This is a genomic window from Gimesia chilikensis, assembly GCF_007744075.1.
GTDB classification, from domain to species: Bacteria; Planctomycetota; Planctomycetia; order Planctomycetales; family Planctomycetaceae; genus Gimesia; species Gimesia chilikensis_A.
This window is the reverse complement of sequence record NZ_CP036266.1, coordinates 5,881,162-5,901,969: the sequence shown is the minus strand read 5'-3', so window position 1 is coordinate 5,901,969 and position 20,808 is coordinate 5,881,162. Positions and strand designations below refer to the sequence as shown.

19 protein-coding genes and 1 tRNA gene are annotated in these 20,808 nt (G+C 51.1%); 16 read left to right on the top strand and 4 right to left on the bottom strand.

Annotated features, from left to right (window positions below; genetic code table 11):
* Positions 1 to 47 precede the first annotated feature (47 nt).
* From HG66A1_RS22285 to HG66A1_RS22265, 5 genes are all read left to right on the top strand, one after another.
* A complete protein-coding gene (locus HG66A1_RS22285; protein ID WP_232106643.1) occupies positions 48 to 914 on the top strand; it encodes a site-specific DNA-methyltransferase in 867 nt (288 codons plus the stop codon).
* A 153-nt stretch (positions 915 to 1,067) separates the two neighbouring features.
* Positions 1,068 to 2,018: a universal stress protein gene (locus HG66A1_RS22280; protein ID WP_197993608.1), complete on the top strand. Its 951-nt coding sequence runs from the start codon at positions 1,068 to 1,070 to the stop codon at positions 2,016 to 2,018.
* Positions 2,019 to 2,321: 303 nt separating this feature from the next.
* Positions 2,322 to 3,464 carry a hypothetical protein gene (locus HG66A1_RS22275; protein WP_145189212.1) on the top strand — a complete coding sequence of 381 codons (1,143 nt, stop codon included), beginning with the start codon at positions 2,322 to 2,324 and terminating at the stop codon, positions 3,462 to 3,464.
* 14 nt (positions 3,465 to 3,478) lie between these two features.
* Positions 3,479 to 3,682, top strand: coding sequence for a hypothetical protein (locus HG66A1_RS22270; RefSeq protein WP_145189209.1), 204 nt, complete (start codon positions 3,479 to 3,481; stop codon positions 3,680 to 3,682).
* Positions 3,679 to 4,224 (top strand): hypothetical protein, encoded by a 546-nt coding sequence (locus HG66A1_RS22265; protein ID WP_145189206.1) that lies wholly within the window; start codon positions 3,679 to 3,681, stop codon positions 4,222 to 4,224. The genes HG66A1_RS22270 and HG66A1_RS22265 overlap by 4 nt, the downstream gene beginning before the upstream one ends.
* On the opposite strand, the gene HG66A1_RS22260 is transcribed toward HG66A1_RS22265, so the two are convergent.
* Both HG66A1_RS22260 and HG66A1_RS22255 read right to left on the bottom strand, forming a co-directional pair.
* Entirely contained in the window at positions 4,225 to 4,404 is a 180-nt protein-coding gene (locus tag HG66A1_RS22260; protein ID WP_145189203.1) for a hypothetical protein, read from the bottom strand.
* A 164-nt stretch (positions 4,405 to 4,568) separates the two neighbouring features.
* On the bottom strand, positions 4,569 to 5,555 hold the full coding sequence (locus tag HG66A1_RS22255; protein ID WP_145189200.1) for a DUF1559 domain-containing protein: 987 nt from the start codon (positions 5,553 to 5,555) through the stop codon (positions 4,569 to 4,571).
* 347 nt (positions 5,556 to 5,902) lie between these two features.
* Here HG66A1_RS22255 and HG66A1_RS22250 point away from each other — a divergent pair, with 347 nt between their 5' ends.
* The 5 genes from HG66A1_RS22250 (at position 5,903) to HG66A1_RS22230 (ending at position 12,182) form a co-directional block, all read left to right on the top strand.
* Positions 5,903 to 6,826, top strand: coding sequence for a DUF1559 domain-containing protein (locus HG66A1_RS22250; protein WP_145189197.1), 924 nt, complete (start codon positions 5,903 to 5,905; stop codon positions 6,824 to 6,826).
* A 91-nt stretch (positions 6,827 to 6,917) separates the two neighbouring features.
* Positions 6,918 to 7,292 carry a BlaI/MecI/CopY family transcriptional regulator gene (locus HG66A1_RS22245; RefSeq protein ID WP_145189194.1) on the top strand — a complete coding sequence of 125 codons (375 nt, stop codon included), beginning with the start codon at positions 6,918 to 6,920 and terminating at the stop codon, positions 7,290 to 7,292.
* Positions 7,289 to 8,434 carry a M56 family metallopeptidase gene (locus tag HG66A1_RS22240; protein ID WP_145189191.1) on the top strand — a complete coding sequence of 382 codons (1,146 nt, stop codon included), beginning with the start codon at positions 7,289 to 7,291 and terminating at the stop codon, positions 8,432 to 8,434. Before HG66A1_RS22245 ends, HG66A1_RS22240 begins: the two co-directional genes overlap by 4 nt.
* Positions 8,435 to 8,653: 219 nt before the next feature.
* Positions 8,654 to 10,729, top strand: a complete 2,076-nt coding sequence (locus tag HG66A1_RS22235; RefSeq protein ID WP_145189188.1) for an LTA synthase family protein — start codon at positions 8,654 to 8,656, stop codon at positions 10,727 to 10,729.
* 271 nt (positions 10,730 to 11,000) lie between these two features.
* The gene (locus tag HG66A1_RS22230) at positions 11,001 to 12,182 is read left to right on the top strand and encodes a phosphatase PAP2 family protein (RefSeq protein ID WP_197993607.1); all 1,182 of its coding nucleotides are present in this window, start codon (positions 11,001 to 11,003) and stop codon (positions 12,180 to 12,182) included.
* 27 nt (positions 12,183 to 12,209) lie between these two features.
* On the opposite strand, the gene HG66A1_RS22225 is transcribed toward HG66A1_RS22230, so the two are convergent.
* Positions 12,210 to 12,677, bottom strand: a complete 468-nt coding sequence (locus HG66A1_RS22225; protein ID WP_145189182.1) for a hypothetical protein — start codon at positions 12,675 to 12,677, stop codon at positions 12,210 to 12,212.
* Positions 12,678 to 12,820: 143 nt separating this feature from the next.
* On the opposite strand from HG66A1_RS22225, the gene HG66A1_RS22220 reads away from it, so the two are divergent.
* The 3 genes from HG66A1_RS22220 (at position 12,821) to HG66A1_RS22210 (ending at position 14,301) form a co-directional block, all read left to right on the top strand.
* The gene (locus tag HG66A1_RS22220) at positions 12,821 to 13,312 is read left to right on the top strand and encodes a DUF6717 family protein (protein WP_197996746.1); all 492 of its coding nucleotides are present in this window, start codon (positions 12,821 to 12,823) and stop codon (positions 13,310 to 13,312) included.
* A 102-nt stretch (positions 13,313 to 13,414) separates the two neighbouring features.
* Positions 13,415 to 13,488: transfer RNA gene (locus HG66A1_RS22215), tRNA-Arg, on the top strand.
* A 57-nt stretch (positions 13,489 to 13,545) separates the two neighbouring features.
* Positions 13,546 to 14,301 carry a hypothetical protein gene (locus tag HG66A1_RS22210; RefSeq protein WP_145189179.1) on the top strand — a complete coding sequence of 252 codons (756 nt, stop codon included), beginning with the start codon at positions 13,546 to 13,548 and terminating at the stop codon, positions 14,299 to 14,301.
* 7 nt (positions 14,302 to 14,308) lie between these two features.
* On the opposite strand, the gene HG66A1_RS22205 is transcribed toward HG66A1_RS22210, so the two are convergent.
* Positions 14,309 to 15,307 carry an adenosine deaminase gene (locus HG66A1_RS22205; RefSeq protein WP_145189176.1) on the bottom strand — a complete coding sequence of 333 codons (999 nt, stop codon included), beginning with the start codon at positions 15,305 to 15,307 and terminating at the stop codon, positions 14,309 to 14,311.
* A 207-nt stretch (positions 15,308 to 15,514) separates the two neighbouring features.
* Between HG66A1_RS22205 and HG66A1_RS22200 the strand changes: the two genes are divergently transcribed.
* From HG66A1_RS22200 to HG66A1_RS22190, 3 genes are all read left to right on the top strand, one after another.
* Positions 15,515 to 16,846, top strand: a complete 1,332-nt coding sequence (locus HG66A1_RS22200; RefSeq protein ID WP_145189172.1) for a neutral/alkaline non-lysosomal ceramidase N-terminal domain-containing protein — start codon at positions 15,515 to 15,517, stop codon at positions 16,844 to 16,846.
* A 685-nt stretch (positions 16,847 to 17,531) separates the two neighbouring features.
* Positions 17,532 to 19,592, top strand: a complete 2,061-nt coding sequence (locus HG66A1_RS22195; protein WP_145189169.1) for a PrkA family serine protein kinase — start codon at positions 17,532 to 17,534, stop codon at positions 19,590 to 19,592.
* 108 nt (positions 19,593 to 19,700) lie between these two features.
* Complete coding sequence (locus HG66A1_RS22190; RefSeq protein ID WP_145189166.1) at positions 19,701 to 20,807, top strand: DUF444 family protein; 1,107 nt, start codon at positions 19,701 to 19,703, stop codon at positions 20,805 to 20,807.
* Position 20,808 lies beyond the last annotated feature (1 nt).

Below are 20,808 nucleotides of genomic sequence, written 5' to 3'. Positions count from 1 at the left end.
GTAAAGATGACCGAGTGAGCCGTTATTCAGCAGGAGGCTTAGCGCGCGTGTCGACTTCTGATCCGAAACCAGCCAAAAAGAAACGAACCAGAACGCTACCGCCTCCTTATAATTCCCTGGATGGTAAACGCTGGATTCAAAACTCGATCAGCGTCTGGAGTGACATTCGGAAATCGACTGAGGAAGGCCGGCTCAAGCATCCTGCGATCTTCCCGGAAATGCTGGTAGAACGACTGATTGAGACCTTTCTCCCTCTGGATGGGGATGTCATTCTCGATCCCTTTGCCGGTTCGGGTAGTACGGTGATCACCGCGGAGAAAATGGGAAAAACGGGTGTGGGAGTGGAGCTCTCTGCCGAGTACGCCGAGATTGCCGCCCGGAGACTGGCCGAACTGGGGGAGCTCACAGAGGAGTCAGGTGATGGGGAAACCGTTACCAGTCGCTCGCGTATTCATCACGGTTCCGCTTTGAATCTGTCTGATTACGTCACTCCGGGCAGTGTGGATCTCTGTATCACGTCGCCCCCGTATTGGGACGTGCTCAACCAGCGCCGCTCCGCCGACCATAAAGAGGTCAGGCATTATGGAAATCATGAACATGATCTGGGGGTTGTGGAAGATTACGAAGACTTCCTGCAGGAATTATCTCGTGTCTTTCAGGATGTGCAGACGGCGCTCAGACCAGGCGGCTACTGTTGTGTGATTGTGATGGATCTCCGCAAGAAAAGCCGCTTTTTTCCTCTGCACAGTGATCTCGCCGCCCGTCTGCAGGAGATCGGCATGATTTATGATGATCTGATCATCTGGAACCGCCAGGCAGAATACAATAATCTCCGACCACTCGGTTTTCCCTCGGTCTTTCGCGTGAATAAAGTTCATGAATTTATTCTGCTGATGCAAAAGCCAAAACAATAGCTCTGAGGTGAGTCAGTAGATTGGCATTCGTGTGGCGGAGTCGGTATAACTCACGTTCTAACAACGGATTTCAACTAGGAACCAGATCCGACTTCTGTCATAATATTGATGGAGAGTCCGGTTTACGCTCAACAATACAACGAGAGAATATCCATGCAAAACATCAATTCCATTCTGGTCGGCGTCGATCTGACCCACGCGGATCGCCTGGTGGCAGAAGAGCTTAACGAACAGACCGCGGAAGCTGTCGAACGTGCCATCTGGGTAGCAGCATTGTTCAATGCCCGGCTCGAATTCTTTGCAGCCATGGATCTTTCGGCCCATACCAAGCATCTGCTGGAAGAAGACCGAGATCACCTGACAAATAATGTCGAAGACGAAGCCCACCGCGTGATGAGTGAGCTGATTGAACAAGCCAAAGCAAAGGGGGTGGAGAGTTCTTCGAAAGTCGCTTTCGGAGCACCCTGGCGGGAAATTATTCTGGAAGTGATTCGCGATAAACACGACATGGTTCTGGTCGGCACACGACCGCATGGTTTCACCGGACGCCTGTTTGGCGGCACCGTGATGAACCTCTTCCGTCAGTGTCCCTGCCCGGTCTATGCTGTGAAAGTTGATGAAGAGCCCGAGGTTCCGGAAATCGTCGTCGCCAGTGACATGAGCGAAGTCAGCAGCGATATTCTGAACTTCATCGTTTCGTCAGCCCAGGTGGCAGATATGAAAATTCATCTGGTCCACGCCATTGATACACGGCTCGACGAACGTCTCAAAGGACTGGGGGTCAACCAGGAGACGCTCAAGAAGTGTACCGAAGATATCAAATCTGAAATCGAAAACGAACTCAACGAGCAACTGGCTCAGACTGACTTCCGTACCCTGACTTACGGCGTGCAGGTACATGTGCTGGAAGGATCTCCCGATGTGGCGATCCCCGCCTTCCTCGCCGAACATAAAGTCAATCTGCTCGCGATGGGTACACTCGCACGTTCCGGTTTGAGTGGTTTCTTTATCGGGAATACCGCTGAGCGGATGCTGGAAAAAGTCAATTGCTCCGTGCTGACCTTCAAGCCGTCTGACTTCGTTTCGCCGGTTGTGCCTGAATAAACCTGTTACAAAGCATTACGAATAGCCGTTCATAGTGGAACTCAATCAATCATCGCGGATTTCGGTCCGCGATGTTTTTTTACGTTGTTGCAATCACGGACACGGGAGTTGCTGAAATCAAGTCCAAGACTGGGATTGGCGATTATTTTGATTTTCCAGAATGAAATCGAAACCCGATTGTGTAGTGGAAGAATGTGACGTGGTAGACTGGTTGATAGATTTTTTGTAATCGATCGACCGAATGCTTTCTGTACATCAGAGTCGAACAGAAAGTAAGACACTGCAGCTATTCAGGAACAGCCTATGCCCGTCTATCTGATCACCGCTACGGACACACGCGGAAAGCGAGACACCCATCGAGTGAAGGCGGAAAGTGCCCGCGAAGCCTGCAACGAACTGGAAGAGCAGGGGTTTGTTGATATCACACTCCATAGCGATGATGCGTTTGCAGCCGCGACAAATCTGTTCCCTGATAACAAGGATGTGGAAGAGCATCTGACAGCAGAAGATCTGGTGAAGATGCAATATTTGAGCGATTTTCAGCAGCTGCTGTTTACCCTGAGGCGTGCTTATTGGCAATCTGCCTGGTTTTATCTGCTGGTCATCGGGGTCTTTGCTTACCGCTGGTATTACAAATTAGGCTGGTTTGACAATCCTGACGATCTGGACCCAATAGATATCGGTGTCGTCGTGGTGATGTTATGGCCGCTGGCGATCAGTCTCTGGTTCACGTATTTATCACCGGCTCGAAAATACAAACGACTGATGCAGGCCTTTGCCTGGGGACACTGGGATGAAGTCATTGATCTCTGTCCGACCCTGGTCGGCAAAGTTCCCGATTACGAACTGGCTTGCCGCCATGCTGTCGCGCTGGCGGCTCAGGGAGAGTTTGATGAGGGAATGAAACTGGTCAAGCCGTTTGAAAAGGATCCCGATGTCCCCCGCTGGATGTATCTGGGCAGACTGTCTGAACTGTATGAGGTCGTCAAAGATCGCGAACAGGTGATTGAGTGTCACCGACTGGCGTATGAAGCAGCTCCCGAAAATCCAACAGCTCAACTGGATTATGCCTATGCCTTACTCAAATATGAAGAAAATATACCACTGGCAGAACAACTGATGGCAGAAGCAGAGCAAGAGCAGCTGAGTGAACTGTTGAAATATCTGCTTCCCTATTTCAAAGGAATCCTGGCACTGCATCAGGGGCGTAGCGGCGATGCAGTAAAGCTGTTTCACGAATGCCAGGAGAACCTGTTGCCCATCGCGCACAGTGAGCCGATGCTGCAGTTGATTGTCGACTACAACCGCGCCTATCTCGCGATTGCACTGGCTGAGCAGGGGGATGCTCGGGAGGCAGAAACACTTTACGACCTGGTGGAACCCCGATTGCAAGCACTGGACAGTACGCTGCTTATGGATCGCTATGCAGCCGCGATTCGAATCTGAAAAAGGAAATGACGATGAACAAAGTTGTCAGACACAACAGCCTGCTCAATAAACTGATTTTACTGGGAGGATTCATTCTGCTCGCATTGGGGATCTTCACCAACGGGTTGGTTTTACTCACCGGTGGGGTGCTGATCTCGGGGGCGTTAATTGCCGAAACGTTAAACAGCCAACTGGCCGCGCAGGTGATTTACTCAGATGAGGAACAGACGGGGTGACCGCCGTCGAATATGAACCTCTGGTTTATCCCTCGGTCTGGCCACCTCCTGCGCTGCCGCCTCCTGTTCCGGGGAGCTGGGAAGCCAGGTTCAAACGCATTCCCATTCTGGGCTGGTTTCCGGTCTTCTTACTCAGATATTTACGCTGGCAAAAGCATTATTCTGAGGTCTTGGAACCGATCGCTTTCGAGATTACAGAGCAGCTTGAAGCACGCCCCTCGCTGGCTGGCTGGTCCAACAGATCTCGTTGGTTTTGTACAACATGTCATCAGAAAATTGCTGAAATCATTTCTGATGCGGTAGCGTTGGAAAAATTTCTGGTTGATTCGCCCCCACTCCATCCAGAGGATCCTTTTCCCTTGCTGTTCTGGGGGCCATTCGATGATCTGACACCGTTGATTGTGGGGGTCGAGATCCAGAAGGAATTCGAGGCCAGTCTTACCTCAGAGGGAGTTCTTCGGGCCTGGGAAGAAAACTGGACCCTGAGAGAGTTCATTGATCACTGCGATCAATGTATCTCACAGGGAACAGCAGAAACGTAATTACTTCTTTTCCTGAGCCGCGCGGTGCGCTGATTCCGAATCAAAGACTTCCTGCTTTTCTTTTTCCATTTCGGATTTCACATCAGGGGTGATTTCTCCGGAGTCCATGGGAGCTTCAGATCCACAAGCGGAAAGCAGGCTGGCGGCAGCAAACAGTATGAGACAAGACGCAAATTTCACAACAGGTTCCTCGAGTGTGTTACAGTGAAAATTTCAAAAAATATTCGAGCGAGAATACTTGAGCAAATATAAACAGGGCATCGTCAGGTTCCGGGGGGGATTCCATCAGATGCCCTGCGCTCACGATGATGCAGGCTTTTACGCAGGCGATTGAGAAAGCTGCATTAGAAGTTTTCCAGGGGTTCCCGGTCATCGGTCAGGCTGATACGTCGCATGATGTCGCCGTCGATGTTGTAGCTGATCAGGCGAACCGAGCCATCGGCCAGACAGGCATTCATACCACCATCATGGGCAGAACCGAAGAAGGGGTGCCAGTTAGTCCAGGAGACGCCACCCTTGTCGGTAACGGCAACCGTATCAGTCGGCGCTTTCACGTCGGGCAGGGGAGTCAGGCCGTATTCTACTCCGGAACTGGTTCGGCCAGCACCGTGGCGGATGACACATTCATCCCAGCCGGCGTTGACCCAGGGCTCGTTGTCTCCCCCATCCAGACCGTGGCGATCTGGGTTGAGTGCTTTTTCTGCGACCATGATCGTATTCGAGGCACCGTCTTTAATGTCGTTGATGCGGACTTCTTTAGAGTCCGTTCTGACGACCACACCCCGCTTACCGAGGCTGAGTGTTGAGGTGATACCACCTTCACGTTGACCACCGTTGCCGGCATAGTCGCTGCGGTAATAACCACTACCGTAAGAGGTCACCTTACGGCGACTGGGACAGTAGTAAGCTTTGACACCCTTACGTCCCACCAGGGGATAGGTACCAACCGGGTCAGCATCAGTACCGAGGTCATAAATTGTGGACTGTTCCATGTAAGGCAGGATGTGATACAGCCAGCTCCAGCCGGCACGTTCTGTTGCATTACAGCAGGCATAGGAAGCACCGGCACCGTCACGAGCGCCTGTAGGCAGGCGATCGTAAACATCATGGAAGTTATGGAATGCGAGGCCAATCTGCTTCAGGTTATTCTTGCATTGTGTACGGCGAGCTGCTTCGCGGGCCTGTTGCACGGCTGGTAACAGCAGGGCAATCAGAATGGCGATGATGGCGATGACGACGAGCAGTTCGATCAGGGTGAAACCCCGGCGGGATTCCGTTCGTAGTTGACGCGTACCGGTAGCGAGGGAAGAAATTGGACGTAACGTCCTCATTTTCCAGTCTCCTTAAAGTGAGAAAGTCGTATGGAATGTAGAGCAGCGTTTCAGTTTCTCAAGGCGGGGTGTGCCGGTATGGGTCTTGACTGACCGTAAGGAACAGGGCTCGGAGTCCCTTTCCTGATGCTGGTGAGTATCCTATCGGGCGAGTGTTAAAGAATAGTGAGTGAAGTGTGAATAGTTTTTCGTTTCCAGCGAACCTGCGAATCGACTTCAACAAAGTGAACTGAAAGACACAGTCACCGCCTGGTTTTTCAGGGGGATGCTTCCTCTTGACATAATACTAAAGTGTTAGTACAAAACGTTTCCTGAATGGATTCTCTCGGAAAAAAGGAATTTCAGACATGCATCAGAGCCCTGCGGGACTTTGTGTCGGCTTACCTGACTCACAGCACAGCTGTGGTGGAGGGAAAGTACGGCGACAGAGATCAAACTCGCGTTCTCGCTCTGGATTTACCGTTCTGGAATTGCTGGTGACCTGCGGTATTATAGGCACTCTCGTCAGTCTGATTCTGCCTGCCGTTGGTTCCGCACGCGAAGCTGCCCGTCAGCTGCAGTGTAAAAATCAGCTCAAACAGATCGGAATTGCCATTCACTGCTATCACGATACCGCCGGTTGTTTTCCTGCGGGCTGGCAGTTCGAGTCTACGCAGAAATCGCTGTATAGCTGGTCAGTTCCACTGCTGCCTTACCTGGAGCAGCGGGCCGTGTATGAAATCGTTGATCGTAACCAGATACTGGCTCATCCTTTCAATCTTAGTGCCCGGCAGACTTCCCTTGCCGGTTTTCTCTGTCCATCTGATATTTTTGATCCAACCTTTATCCTGTATGAAGAGCAGCCTGCCGGTGGTGCAGGTGCAGCAATTATGGAGCTGCCTACCGCCAGTTATGTAGGAGTCTACGGTACAGTTGAAGCAGACGACGGGATGCCCCCTCCACCCGGGGATGGCGCATTAGTGTATGCTCAGACAATACGTTTTCGCGATTTGCAGCGGGGCTTAAGTAATACTGCAGTTGTGGGAGAACGCACCATGGCCATGGTCCCTTCCACCTGGCTGGGAGTGGATCTGGCAGGGGAAGATGCAGCCTGTCGAGTGACGGGAAGTAACATGACTTCTCCCAATTGTAAATTGTGTGACGAATGTGAATTTTCCAGTCGCCATCCGGGCGGTACCAGTTTTCTGTTCGGCGACGGTCACGTTCGATTTATTTCAGAATCCATCGATACAAAAACATATCAACAACTGGCACGCCGCTCAGGCCAGTAGGATTATATTAAATACGTTATGTGGCCCGTCGGCCATGAGTGGAATGTCGATACTGACCAATGTCTGCTGTCGATGAAAAGGAATGGTTGCGATGACAAAAACTCATCTGACAAAATGTGAACTGGAAGTCATGGATGTTGTCTGGCGCAAAGGCCGCGCTACCGTCCAGGAAGTGGTGGATTCGCTTGAACGTCCACTGGCTTACACGACGGTAATGACAACGCTCAAGATTCTCGATGAAACGCGGGGTGTCGTCAGAAAGCAGAAAAAGGGACGTGCCTACGAGTATGAACCTACTGTATCGCGTGAGATGATCAGTCGCAGCATGGCAGCTGATCTGACCGATCGGCTGTTTGGTGGTTCGGTAAAATCTCTGGTACTCAGTCTGGTAGAGGGCGATTCGATGTCGCAGTCTGATATTGAAGAACTGAAACTCGCCATCCAGTCACTGGAGGCAGACGCATGAGTTCCACCCAATTTCTGGAACTGGTTGTTTCTCTGACCGTGCAGGTGTCGATTGTCATCATTGCCACCCACTGGCTCGGCAGACTCGTTGAGAGTGAACGGGTACAAAGCCGGTTGTGGACTGTCTGTTATGGTATCCTGTTATCGTTAATTCTGGTTTCAGTGCTGTTGCCACATCCCCGATTTTTAAACCCCTGGAATCAGCTCAGTACGAATCATGCATCGACCTTACTCAGTATCGAGATGCAGATGGGACGATTTTTGTTCTGGATCTGGCTGGGGGGAACTGTACTCTCGCTGATGGTATTTCTCTTTCGCGCCTGGCAGGTCAACCGTTTTCTTAAATCGTGCCAGCCGGTGGAAATCAGTGAGTATATTTCTACAGAAGCTCTGGACGAGCTTTCCCAGAAGTTTAAGCTTTCCGGGAAACAGCAGGTCCGGTTTCTGACTACGACTCGCCTGAGCTCTCCCTTCTGTTCTCAGTTGCATTATCCCTATATCATAATTCCTGAGTATTTATTGGATTTCGAACCTCAGAAATTCAACTTCATTATCAGGCACGAACTGGAGCATCTGCAGACCGGACATCCCCTGCAACTCTTCCTGCAGAGACTGGTGGAAGTCATCTTCTGGTTCCATCCCATGGTCTGGTGGGCTTCACAGCAATCGGCACTGTGCCGGGAATTTGCCTGTGATGAGGCTGCGATTCAGACTCCCCAGGAAATTGCGCAATACCTGCGTACGCTCCTGACCATTATTGAATATGGTGCGACTCAGCCAGATGAAACACATACGCCTCTGGCGTTTGGCCGCGGTCAGAGTATGATTGCCAGCCGCGCCCGTCGTCTGACACAGATCGCACAAAATCACAAAACAGACCATCGAATTTCTCTGTCCGGAGGTCTGGCTTCTGTCAGTCTCGTTCTCGCGACTTTACTGACTGCATTCATCTGGCTCCCCGTAGATGTGTTGGCTTCACCACGGGCCAACTGGTCTCCCTGGCCGACCTGGTCAGCTGATGCCCTGCATGACTTCGGCGTCTCAGTGCATGACTTCGAGACTTACAACGGGCGGATGGAACTGCATGAACTGTTGCAACACAACAGCACCCGCCACAATGTGTCATCCGATGTAACGCGGTAGTGATACACGTACCCGCCAAAAAAATTTACACCAGACTACTATAACTATAGGAGTGTGGCTGGTTGCGTCTGCAAGCGGCTGGATTCTCGTGGGTATAGTGAATTTCAATCCCTGGTATTTTTTTAAACTGAATTACTAAAGGTTTCGGATTTGAGATCTGAAACTGAAACAGGGTATGGGGCGACCTCATCAGCCCGGGAAGAAAAGGATTTTCGACCTATGTCAAAAGGAATCTATACAACCGAGCCGTTTCTCAATTTGACAGAAACCAATGTGGAGACGAAGGCGGCTGACTGCGGACCAGTGAGAAGATTTGCAGCCCTCCCCGAACGGTTGTATGCGCGGTTCGCGGAGTGGTCCGGACGGTATACCGTTCTGGCCATCATTTTTGCAATCATGCTCAGTTTTCTGCTGACGCTGCGGGTTGCGATGATGGTGGCTTATGCAGATCTGCAAAAGTTGACCCTGCTTCAGGGGCTGTCTGTATTTTTGGTGGGACTGCAATTCGATGTGCTGGTGTCACTTTGCTTTATCATTCCCCAGCTGACGCATTTTACATTCGTGCCGAATCGGCGTGTCTCGGGCCGAATTAACCAGAGTCTCTTCGATCTGACCTGGATCATCGCCTTTCTGTTTCTGCCTTTTATCTGCATCGCGGAGTTTGTTTTCTTCGAAGAGTTTCAATCGCGATTGAATTACATCGCGTTTGAATACATTGTCTATCCCCGTGAAGTCTGTTGTAACATCTGGGAGTCGTATCCGATCATAGAACTGTTGACCGTTGTTGGATTGTTTAGTGGTTGCTGCTGGTTTCTTCTGAGAAATCATTTTCAGAAACAGATTTCTACTCCACTGCCATTCCGTCGTCGCCTTGGTTTTTTTGCCACCGTGTTGACAGCGATTGCTCTACTCTGGACATCCACCAGTGCAGAGAGTCGTCAGGTCAGTCGTGATCGCGTGGCAAATGAATGCTCGTGGAACGGGCTGTATAGTTTTGTGTATTACGCCTGGACCTGCCATTTCGACTTCAACAAAAACTACCTGACTCTCGAAGATCAGGAAGTGAATCAGCGTTTACGGGAACAGATCGTGGGGGCCGGCGACCATTTGAAATCGGAGTCAAGTAATCCCGTGGATCGCATGGTGGCCACGGGTAAACCACAAAGAGACTACAATGTGGTTATCATTCTGGAAGAGAGTCTCGGGTCCGACTTCATCGGCGTACTGGGAGATAACCGGGGATTAACTCCCCACTTTGATGAGCTGAGTAAACAGGGGCTGTTGTTCGATAACTTTTATGCCACCGGTAATCGGACGGCACGGGCATTGGAGGCTGTGATGACCTCCATGCCTCCCATCCCTACCGAATCCATTCTGAAACGCGATCATTCCGAACGGGTCTTTACCATCGCGAATGTCCTGGCTGAGCGAGGTTACGAGCGGCTCTTCATGACCGGGGGGCGGGGACTATTTGATGGTGTGCGGTCATTCATGAAGGCCAACGGTTTCAATCACTTCCGTGAACAGTCTGATTTTCAGGATCCTGTGTTTGTCAACGCCTGGGGGGTCAGCGATGAAGATCTGTTTCGCAAGGCTCTGGGGGAACTCGACAAACTGCAGGAGAACGGTCGGCCGTTCTTTGCAACGCTGTTGACTGTGTCCAATCACAGGCCCTACACCTATCCTGAGGGACGCATTCCCGAGACAGAACAGACTCGGAATAATGCTGTAAAATACGCAGACTGGGCATTGGGATACTTTTTCAGGGAAGCGCAGAGCCACGAATTTTATAAAAATACGATTTTCGTGGTGATGGGAGATCATGGAGCCCGCGTTACCGGCAGCCAACTGTTTCCGATGAGTTCCTATCGGGTGCCGGTATTGATGATCCAGCCAGATGGGAAGGGGCAGGGAGAACGCTGCAGTACACTGGGATGTACGCTGGATATTGCTCCGACCATTATGGGGCGATTGGGGAGTGACTATCGTTCTGTCTTCTTTGGCTATGATGTACTTCAGAGAGAACCCGCACACGGTCGTGCCATCATGCAGCACAATCATGATGTCGCACTACTGGATTCAGAAAATCGGATGGTTGTACTTGGCTATGGACAATCAGCAGAAGAATTCGAACTGAATCGTGCCAACCATCAGCTGGATCAACGGAAAATTCCGGATCAGGAAATGGTCCACAATGCAATTGCGCTCTTCCAGTCTGCTTATGAACTCTACTACTCCGATCGCTGGTTTCCTGATTTGAAAGTCACCGGATCTCATAAAGACGATCGAATTTAATTGTTCATGCTATAGCCTTGATTTTATAAGTCTGGTTAAGTCATTTTTTAGAAAAGTATTTTATTCGTTTATGGTTGAGAGTGAGATGAGGGACGGAGTTGCCAGGAGCGCGACAACTCTGTTTCACTCTCACCATAAGGATAGCGTTCACCTCTCGCACGACATGTGGCTGACTGGCTGCGTACACAACCTCTCTCTCATTTGCTCACATCCTCCTTCATCTCGTTAGACCATCTACCAGTTAGACTGATTTAGATTTATGAAATCAATCATGACGCTGATTCTGCGCACAAGGTACAGAAGCGGACTGCTCCCGGTCCTGTGTTATCTGCTGCTGATGTGCCTGGCCACCGGATGTATCACGCTGAAGGAAAGAACACACGTTGAAACGGTAGTTTGTGTCGATTCGGAAACAGCGATGGAACTGGAGGAACCTCCAGGCTTTCGCCGGATCATTGAAATGGATTCTCCCGCCTCCCCAATGCAAACTGCAGAAGAGGGACTCGCTCATTTAAGTGGTCCGACAGGTGACAGTGCTGAATCATCTTCTGGATTTAAACGGCTCCTATATCGACCTGAGGATATCCTCAAAGCCTCACTTACCGAAAATGAGGAGAACCCGCAACAATCCACACGAATTCAAATCCAGGGATTCCTTCAGGAAGATCCGCTGGCAGGGATCGAGGGGGATTTTGAATGTGTTAATCCTTCAATTGAAGAAGAATTTGGTACTTCACCACCTTCACTCTGGAGTCGCATCAAGGAGGATCATCAGCACTATTACTCGAAAGAGTCTCTGGTCTGGCTGGCAGGTGGATTTGGGGTGGGCGCAATTATAGCCAATACATCGCTGGACGGTGGTATTCAGAATCATCTGCAGTCCAGTGTACTGGGTGCGTCGTCTGATGAATGGCTGGAAACTTTTCATGCGCAAAAAGAACTGGGCAATGGTCGCTATACCTTACCGCTGTTTGCTGCCGCCTGGGGAGCCGGACTTTTGTTTGAAAAAGTGCCGCTGATCAATGCGACTGGCGAATGGGGAGAACGCTCGATTCGCGCAATAATTGTTGGTACGCCTCCCATGCTGGCGATGCAATCTATCACCGGCGCTTCACGCCCGGGAGAGACGTCAGCGAATGCGAAGTGGAAGCCTTTTCAGGACAACAACGGTGTCAGCGGCCACAGTTTCATGGGAGCCATTCCCTTCCTGGCAGCAGCCAAAGTCACTGATCGACCATTGCTCAAAGTGCTGTATTATGCCGGTTCCACGCTGGCCCCATTATCTCGCCTGAATGATAATCGCCATTATCCCTCGCAGGCGTTCCTGGGCTGGTACATGGCCTGGGTCGCTACGAATGCCGTCGACGCCACACAGCAGGCGGATCGCAACTGGCGGATGTTTCCAATCTCCTGGGGAGGTAATACAGGCATTGGGATTGAGTATAACTGGTGATCAGAGGACAGAATCAGTTGGATAATCTTATCGCCGTTTCAGTTTCACGCTGTAAATGAAGCCAATCAGGCAGCCAATGATTCCACAGAGCGGCATCCCGTTGAAGATGAAATATCGAGTGTAACCAGCGGTGACTTTGCTGCGGAGAAAGTTGTAGTAGGGATCCTGTTGTGCCATCAGGGGCGCCAGTACCAGGGCTCCCAGGACATAGCCGATCAACAGGCCGACAATCGCCCCGACGATACTGTGCCTCAGGGCACCTTTCAATTTGACCTGTCCAAAATGAAGTGCAAACAGGTAGGCTAGAGCGCCACCCAGCAGTGGACCGACGATTGGCAAGCGAACCCCGCTCTGAAATCGGAGCATCGGCCCGGTCTCCATCCAGGAATAACTGCCGAGAATTGCTTCAAGCAGGATTCCCAGAATGAGCCCGCAAAAGGTGGCAACCCATTGATTTACATTCTGATTCTGTTCGTTTTGTCTGCGTTTTGCCACGTTGTCTCGTCCATCGATAGAATCCAGGTCTTCTATTAATGTCGTCAATCTCAATGACGGAAGACAAAGTTTTCGCTTTTGGCGGACAATCAGTTAAACTGATAGAAACGGACAACTGATAGATCCCATAGGAGCAACACCACATGACCGATGAATCGACTCCCGCCGAGACCAGCACGCCAAAGACTCACTGGGGCCGCCTGAGTTTTTTGGTACTTGGGTTGATCCTGGTCGCTCTCGGCATTGCCTGGCAACTCCGGCTGTTGCCGTTCGGGAATTCACTGCCTCGACAGAATGCGATCATGGTCATTGCGCCTTATAAGCATCAGGGAACCTGGGTCTTTGACGACAGTTCCGCCGGCCTCGTTCAGGAACCCTTTGTGGCGGGAGTACCTGAAATGATCGATGTGATCGTGAAAGACATCCCCGATGCCGATCAGGGATTTCGCCTGATCTTCTCCTCAAACCCCTTCCCCGACTACCAGAAAAAGCTGGTCTGGCTGCGGGGGGACCGGGGCGGAAACTATTACCGTTTTGCCGATTCTGATATGGAAGGCTGGATCTGTCCCGCCATGTTCCAATATTACGAGAAAGCACCCCCGGAACTTTATGTTAAAGCGGAACCGATGAACTAAGCCGAAAACCGAGCCTGCTTCATCTTTTTGGTGTCACTCTCAAAACGCGAGAAGCAATCGTTTGACGAAAGCCCGGAGCCATAACTATATTAGGTTCAATCGGCCCCCGTAGCTCAGTTGGATAGAGCAATGCTTTCCTAAAGCATAGGTCGCAGGTTCGAACCCTGCCGGGGGTATGTTTTCTCAGGGATGGCCGCTTAACCTTTCAGTCCGATCTCAGAAGGATGCTTCCCATGTCCAGGCTGTTCAACCTGTTTGTTCTTGGTCTCACAACTGTGGGAATTCTATGTTCCAGCCTCTCTCTGCAGGCGGAAGAGAAAGCGAAACGCTATTACCTGATCGGTAACTCTCTGACCTGGGATACCGCTCCTGCATTACTCGCCGGCGATGTGCAGTGGCACGTGGATTGTGGCAAGAGCCTGCCTTATATCCATGAGCACCCGGAGCAGCCTTGTGTCAAAACTTCGACTCTGTGGCCGACCGCCCTCAAGGACAAACAGTACGATCTGATCTCCGTACAACCGCACTACGGTTCCACACTCGCTGAAGATGTGGCTACGATTTCCCAATGGATTGAGATGCAGCCCAAGGCGACCTTCATCATTCATACCGGCTGGGCCCGCAGTGCGACCCGGGAGGATGAATATCAGAGTCAGGACATCTCGGGAAAACTGCAGCACAGCCCCGCGTATATTAAAGCCCTGCTGGCTGCACTCCAGAAAAAATACCCGGAGCGGAAATTCAAACAGACCCATGCCATTGATCTACTGGAGCAGGTCGATGCCGACATCAAATCCGGCAAGGCCACCTTTGATCAGATTGCCGACATCTACCGGGATGCGATTCACATGAAACTCGATTCGGGACGCTATCTGATGCACAACGCAATGCGGCACGCGATGGACCAGCCTCGCTCCGACAAGGGCTATGAAAAGCTGGATCCGAAGACGAAACAGTACCTCAATCAGGTGCTGGATACACTCAACTGAGCCGGCTTCAATCGATTTCCTCAGGCAACTCTGAGAGCAGCTTCTGTTGTTCCGCGTCTGAGAGAAATGCAGAGGTAAATGAATTTCGCGCCAGCTGAATCAGTTCCTGTCGAGATAAGTCGAGTGCCTGCTGCACTGCGGTGAAGTTCTCGTTGACATATCCGCCGAAGTAGGGGGGATCGTCAGAGTTGACAGTCACTCGCAGTCCCGCCTCCAGCATCCGCTTGAGCGGGTGTTGAGACATGTCCGGATAGACGCAGAGCCGCACATTCGAAAGCGGACAGACGGTGAGCGGAATCTGTTCTGCTGCCAGCCGCTCGACCAGAGTGGGGTCCTCCATGCAGCGGACTCCATGATCAATGCGTTCCGCATGCAGCAGGTCCAGGGCTTCGGTGATGTATTCTGGAGGACCTTCTTCTCCCGCATGGCAGACGATGTGCAACCCGTTTCGACGTGCTTCTTCGAAGACCTTGACAAATTTTGAGGGCGGGTGTCCTACTTCGGAGGAATCGAGTCCCACGCCGATGAACTGCTCGCGGAAGGAAAGCGCCTGCTGGAGTGTTTCCCAGGCAGACTCAGCCGACAGGTGTCGCAGAAAGCAGAGGATCAGTCGGGAAGAGACGCCCAGCTCCTTTTCACCCTGTTTCAGGGCGGAGGTAATGCCGTTCAAGACGGTTTCCATGGGAATGTCACGCGCCGTGTGCGACTGGGGATCAAAGAAGATTTCGGTATGGCGGACGTTTTGAGAAGCCGCTTTTTTCAGGTAGGCCAGTGTCAAGTCATGGAAGTCTTCCTCGGTACAGACGACGCTGATCGAGGCGTAATACAGATCCAGAAAGGATTGCAGGTCCTGAAAGTCGTAGGCGGCCCGCATTTCATCGACGGATGCAAACGGGAGCGAAACCTGGTTCTTGTCGGCCAGTTGAAACGCCAGTTCCGGTTCCAGCGTTCCTTCAATGTGCAGATGCAGTTCCGCCTTGGGTAGAGCCGCTATGAAGTCGTCCATGTCTTTTACTCCCGGTCGAAGTCAGTTTCAACGGTTGAATTACTGGCAACATCGTAGCCCGTGTAAGGGGATTGTCAACAGCGTCCCTGCCCCTGAGACTTCGTTTTCAGGTCGACAGGTTGTAAGATAAAATCGTGTTTATGTGATGCTTCACCTGGTCGATGCGCCAATGCACATGATACAGGTTATTTTCTAAGGGAATCAAAGATGTTGACGACAATGCAGAAGACGCTTTTGGTGATTCTGATAGGACTGTTTGGGGGAAATTATTCCTTCCTGATTGCCGCAGACTGGAAGGTCGGTCAGTCGCGGGTTGATATCACTCCTGCAAAAAATATCTGGCTGGCCGGTTATGCCTCCCGCAAGAAACCTGCACAAAGCACGCAGCATCCACTCTGGGCCAAAGCACTGGTGTTTGAAGATCCACAGGGACAACGGGCGGTGATCGTGACGACCGACTTGATTGGCCTGACCCGCGAAATTTCCGATGCGGTCTGCAAACGAGTCACCAACCAGACCGGAATCAGTCGTGCTCAAATTATGCTCAATTCTTCGCACACGCATTGCAGCCCGGTCGTCAAGGGGTGTGCTGCACTCGCTTACGATTTTACTCCTGAGCAACAGCAGGACGTCGATGACTACGCGGAGACACTGCAGGGAAAACTGGTGAAAGTCATTGTTGAAGCCAGTCAATCACTTGAGCCAGCCGATCTCAGCTTTGGAGAAGAGAAGGCCACCTTTGCGATTAACCGTCGTGGAAGAATCAATCCGGATGGCCCCGTCGATCACAGTGTGCCTGTTTTGAAGGTGACGGACAGCGAAGGTCGGCTGCGGACAATCCTGTTTGGTTACGCCTGTCATAATACCACGATTGCCCTGTTTGAATTTTGTGGCGATTACGCCGGCTTCGCACAAATTGCGATTGAGAAACAGTATCCGGGAACACTGGCTATGTTCATGCTTGGTTGTGGAGGCGATGCCAATCCGCATCCCCGGGGCACGATGGAACTGGCCGAACAGCATGGGACGGCACTGGCCCGGGCGGTCAGCCGAGCGGTAGAACAGAAACTTGATCCCGTTCGTGGACCGCTGACTGTCCGGTTCCAACGCACCGATCTCCCCTTTGTAGCTCCTCCCTCAAAAGCAGAACTGGAATCACAAACAGGGAAGGGGGATGTCTATACGCAGCGGTTGACAGATTACCTGCTGGGACAACTAAAAGAGCAGGGCAGCATTCCCACGTCGTATCCTTTCTCAGCGCAGATCTTTGAGTTCGGCGAGGATCTGACTCTGATCGGTCTGGGAGGGGAAACGGTGATCGACTATGCCATTCGTCTGCACGAAGAACTCTCTGTGAAACATCTCTGGGTAGCCGGTTATTGTAACGAGGTCTTCGCTTATGTCCCCTCCGAACGAGTACTGAAAGAGGGGGGCTATGAGGGCGGGGGAGCGATGAAATATTTCGGCTGGCACGGACCATTTCAGCCTGGCGTTGAAGATCGAATTATCAAACTCATTCAGACCATGCTTGCTCAATAAGACTGTCCCGCTCGCCTTGCTGGTCTGATTTCACGGTCCCCATTTCGGTTTGTATTATTGCTTTCCATCAGAAACCTGTTCTCACATTCTGTTGTTCTTTTACGTAAGAATACCAGTGGGTTAGATCCTGATTTTTCGTAAGAAAGAACAGGGGAAATTCACTGTCTAATGCGAGAAGGGTCGCTTCGTTCAGCTACTTAAGTATGAAATTCCACTTGAGTTGTTGCTTCAGGATGGAGTTCTCTAACTGATTATCAGGCAGCCACTTATCTGAGATCGTTAAAGTCCTTAAAGAAGCAGACAAGACGCTCCGTTTAAGATTGGTATTGTCTCGATCAGAGGCGTGGGAAATAATGGTATTGCTCGAAACATGATATTCGGTCTCTAACATTCCTGTGTGGCATGCCCTGAAACCAATCGAGTCACGTCCACACGAACATCCCTTTTAACAATTTGGTGTTGGCCATGGATGGTCCTGTAAGCAACCTCATTTCAGTTTTTCATAATGAATGAGGGAACTATCCCTGCGCAGTTTGTGTCTCTTGGATGATTAATTTTCGGTCTATGTGAAAGGCAGAAGCACTCGAAAAAGCCCTTATTCAAATCAAAATCAATTACCTCGAACTAATTGGCCTTCCACGAGAATTGCAAGAAAGCAAGTCGTGACGCCAGGAGGAGGAGTCCCATGGAAAATGGTCGATCATTTTTAACTCGGATTTCAGGTCAACTGAATTCAGATCTGTTTCGTCAGGAACATTGGCAGGGGACTTTCGATGAGTACCTTGATATTGTTCGCAAAGATCACAGAGTGACTCGCACCGCGTTTCAACGCGTGTACGACATGATCATGAGTTATGGGACTTATCCCGTCGAGGGTAAGAAGGGGCTCATCCGCTACCGCTTCTTTGATGATCCCGTTAACGGCGGCCGCGATGGCATCTTCGGTCTGTCCAAGCCATTGATGGAACTGGTCAACGTCTTCAAGTCTGCTGCACTCAAGTATGGCAGCGAACGCCGGGTACTGTTGCTGCACGGACCGGTGGGGAGTTCAAAATCAACCATCGCCCGCCTGCTTAAACAAGGGCTGGAACGTTATTCCCGCACAGAAGAAGGCGCACTTTATACCTTCGGCTGGAAAGAAGAAGACGGCACCATTCTCTGGGATCCCATGAATGGCGATCCTCTGCAACTGGTGCCGATGAAGTATCGCCAGGAACTCTGCAGTTACCTGAACGAGGGGCGAGACATCGATGATGAAACCTCGTACTCGGTCGAGATCAGTGGCGAAGTCTGCCCATTGAGTCGATTCATTTTTAATGAACGGCTGGAAAAAGCGGATGGCGACTGGACCAAGGTCATGGAACAGATCGTTGTCAAACGCATTATCTTTTCTGAACAGGACCGGATCGGCATTGGTACGTTCCAGCCTAAAGACGAAAAGAACCAGGACTCAACCGAACTGACCGGGGACATCAACTATCGCAAGATTGCTCAGTACGGAAGCGAGAGTGATCCCCGTGCATTCAACTTCGATGGCGAATTCAACGTCTCCAACCGAGGTCTGATAGAATTTATCGAAGTTCTCAAGCTGGATGTGGCATTCCTGTACGACCTGCTGGGTGCCTCTCAGGAACATAAGATTAAACCGAAAAAATTCGCCCAGACGGATATCGACACGGTAATTATCGGGCATACCAACGAACCCGAATACCGTCGTCTGCAGTCTAACGAATTTATGGAAGCACTTCGCGACCGAACGGTGAAGATCGACGTCCCTTATGTCACCAAGCTGAGTGAAGAGGTCAAAATCTACGAGAAGGATTACAACTCCAAACGCGTGCGTGGGAAACATATTGCTCCGCACACATTGGAAATTGGTGCGATGTGGGCTGTGCTCACGCGACTCGAAACGCCTAAGCATCATGGTCTGACTCTGATTCAGAAAATGCACCTCTATAACGGACGGTCTCTGCCGGGCTTCACGACAGAAAATGTCGAGCAGCTCCGCAAAGAGGCCAAGTCCGAAGGTCTGTTCGGGATCTCACCCCGCTATGTGCAGGATAAGATTTCGAATGCCCTGGTGGTCAATTCGCATAGCTCCAACCTGAACCCGTTCATGCTGCTTAACGAACTGGATGAGGGGCTCAAGCATCACTCTTTAATTGCCAACGATGAAATGCGCGATCACTATCGTCAGTTGATCACCGTGGTGAAAGAGGAGTATACCGATATCGTGAAGAACGAAGTACAACGTGCGATTGCTGCTGATGAAGAGGCACTCACCCGTCTGTGCGGCAATTATCTCGATAGCGTGAAAGCCTACACACAGAAGGAACGTGTGAAGAACAAGTTTACCGGCGAATACGAAGAGCCGGATGAACGCCTCATGCGGTCGATTGAAGAACGCATTGACATTCCCGATACGCGTAAAGATGATTTCCGTCGTGAGATCATGAACTACATCGGAGCGCTGTCCCTGGATGGTAAGACCTTCGATTACAAGACGAACGAACGCCTGCAGAAGGCGTTGGAAATGAAACTGTTCGAAGATCAGAAAGACACGATCAAGCTGACCAGCCTGGTTTCGAATGTGGTCGATGCAGATACGCAGGAGAAGATCGATATCGTCAAGGCCCGCCTGATTCGCAATTACGGCTACGACGAAGAATCAGCTACCGATGTGCTGCAGTACGTCGCCAGTATCTTCGCCCGTGGCGATTCCAAGAAGAACAGTGACGCCGCTTAAGCGGCCAGGGAAACCTGAACCAGTGAAATGACTCTGATTACAGGATGAGAAGGAAGAGTTTAAAACGCTGCTAACTCTGATTCCCTGTTTTGAAAGGGGCTCGACAGCATGGTGCGCAGAATTGATCGGGACCAGCAACGGTTCGACAAAATCATCAAAGGGAAGGTCCGCCAGCAGCTCCGGAAATATATCAATCACGGAGAGATGCTGGGACGCAAAGGCCGGGAAACGGTCAGTATTCCCGTGCCCAATATCGAGATTCCCCATTTCCAGCACGGTGAAAAAGGGAGTGGTGGCGTCGGTCAGGGTGAAGGCGAAGTCGGTCAGCCGATTGGTCGCGGTAAATCGGAAGGCGACGGTCAGGGACAGGCCGGAAATGAACGGGGGCAGCATATCCGCGAAGTGGAAATGTCCCTCGAGGAACTGGCCGACATGCTCGGCGAAGCCCTGGAGTTGCCTCGGATTGAGCCGAAAGGCGACGATGCACTGACGTCTCAGAAAGACCGTTATACATCGATCCGGCCAACCGGTCCTGATTCACTACGGCATTTCAAGCGGACCTATAAGCGCGCCTTGCGGCGAATGATCGCCTCCAATAATTATGATCCCCGCGACCCCATGATCGTGCCTACCCGGGATGACGAACGCTTTCGCAGCTGGAAGACCGTTAACGAACCGCATACCAATGCTGCTGTGATTTATATGATGGACGTCTCCGGTTCCATGACCGATGTTCAGAAAGAGATTGTCCGCACCGAAGCGTTCTGGATCGACACCTGGCTTAAGCGCCAGTACGACGGTATCGAACGCCGTTATGTGGTGCATGATGCAGTCGCTCATGAAGTGGATGAAGATACGTTTTACCGCGTTCGTGAAAGTGGCGGGACGCGTATCTCATCCGCTTACCGGGCTGCGGATTACATCATCAAACGGGACTTTCCCCCGGCACTCTGGAATATTTACTGTTTTCAGTTTTCCGATGGTGACAACTGGGGCGAGGACAATACGGAGTGTATTGAAAGCCTGAAGCAGAATCTGTTTCCTGTCTGTAATCTGTTCTGTTATGGACAGGTTAGAAGCCCCTATGGCTCCGGAGATTTCATCAAGGAACTCCGCAAGGTCGAAGAAGAGTTTGATAACCTGATTCTTTCAGAAATCGAAGATAAAGAAGGCATCTACGGCTCGATCAAGACATTTCTGGGAACAGGAAAATAAT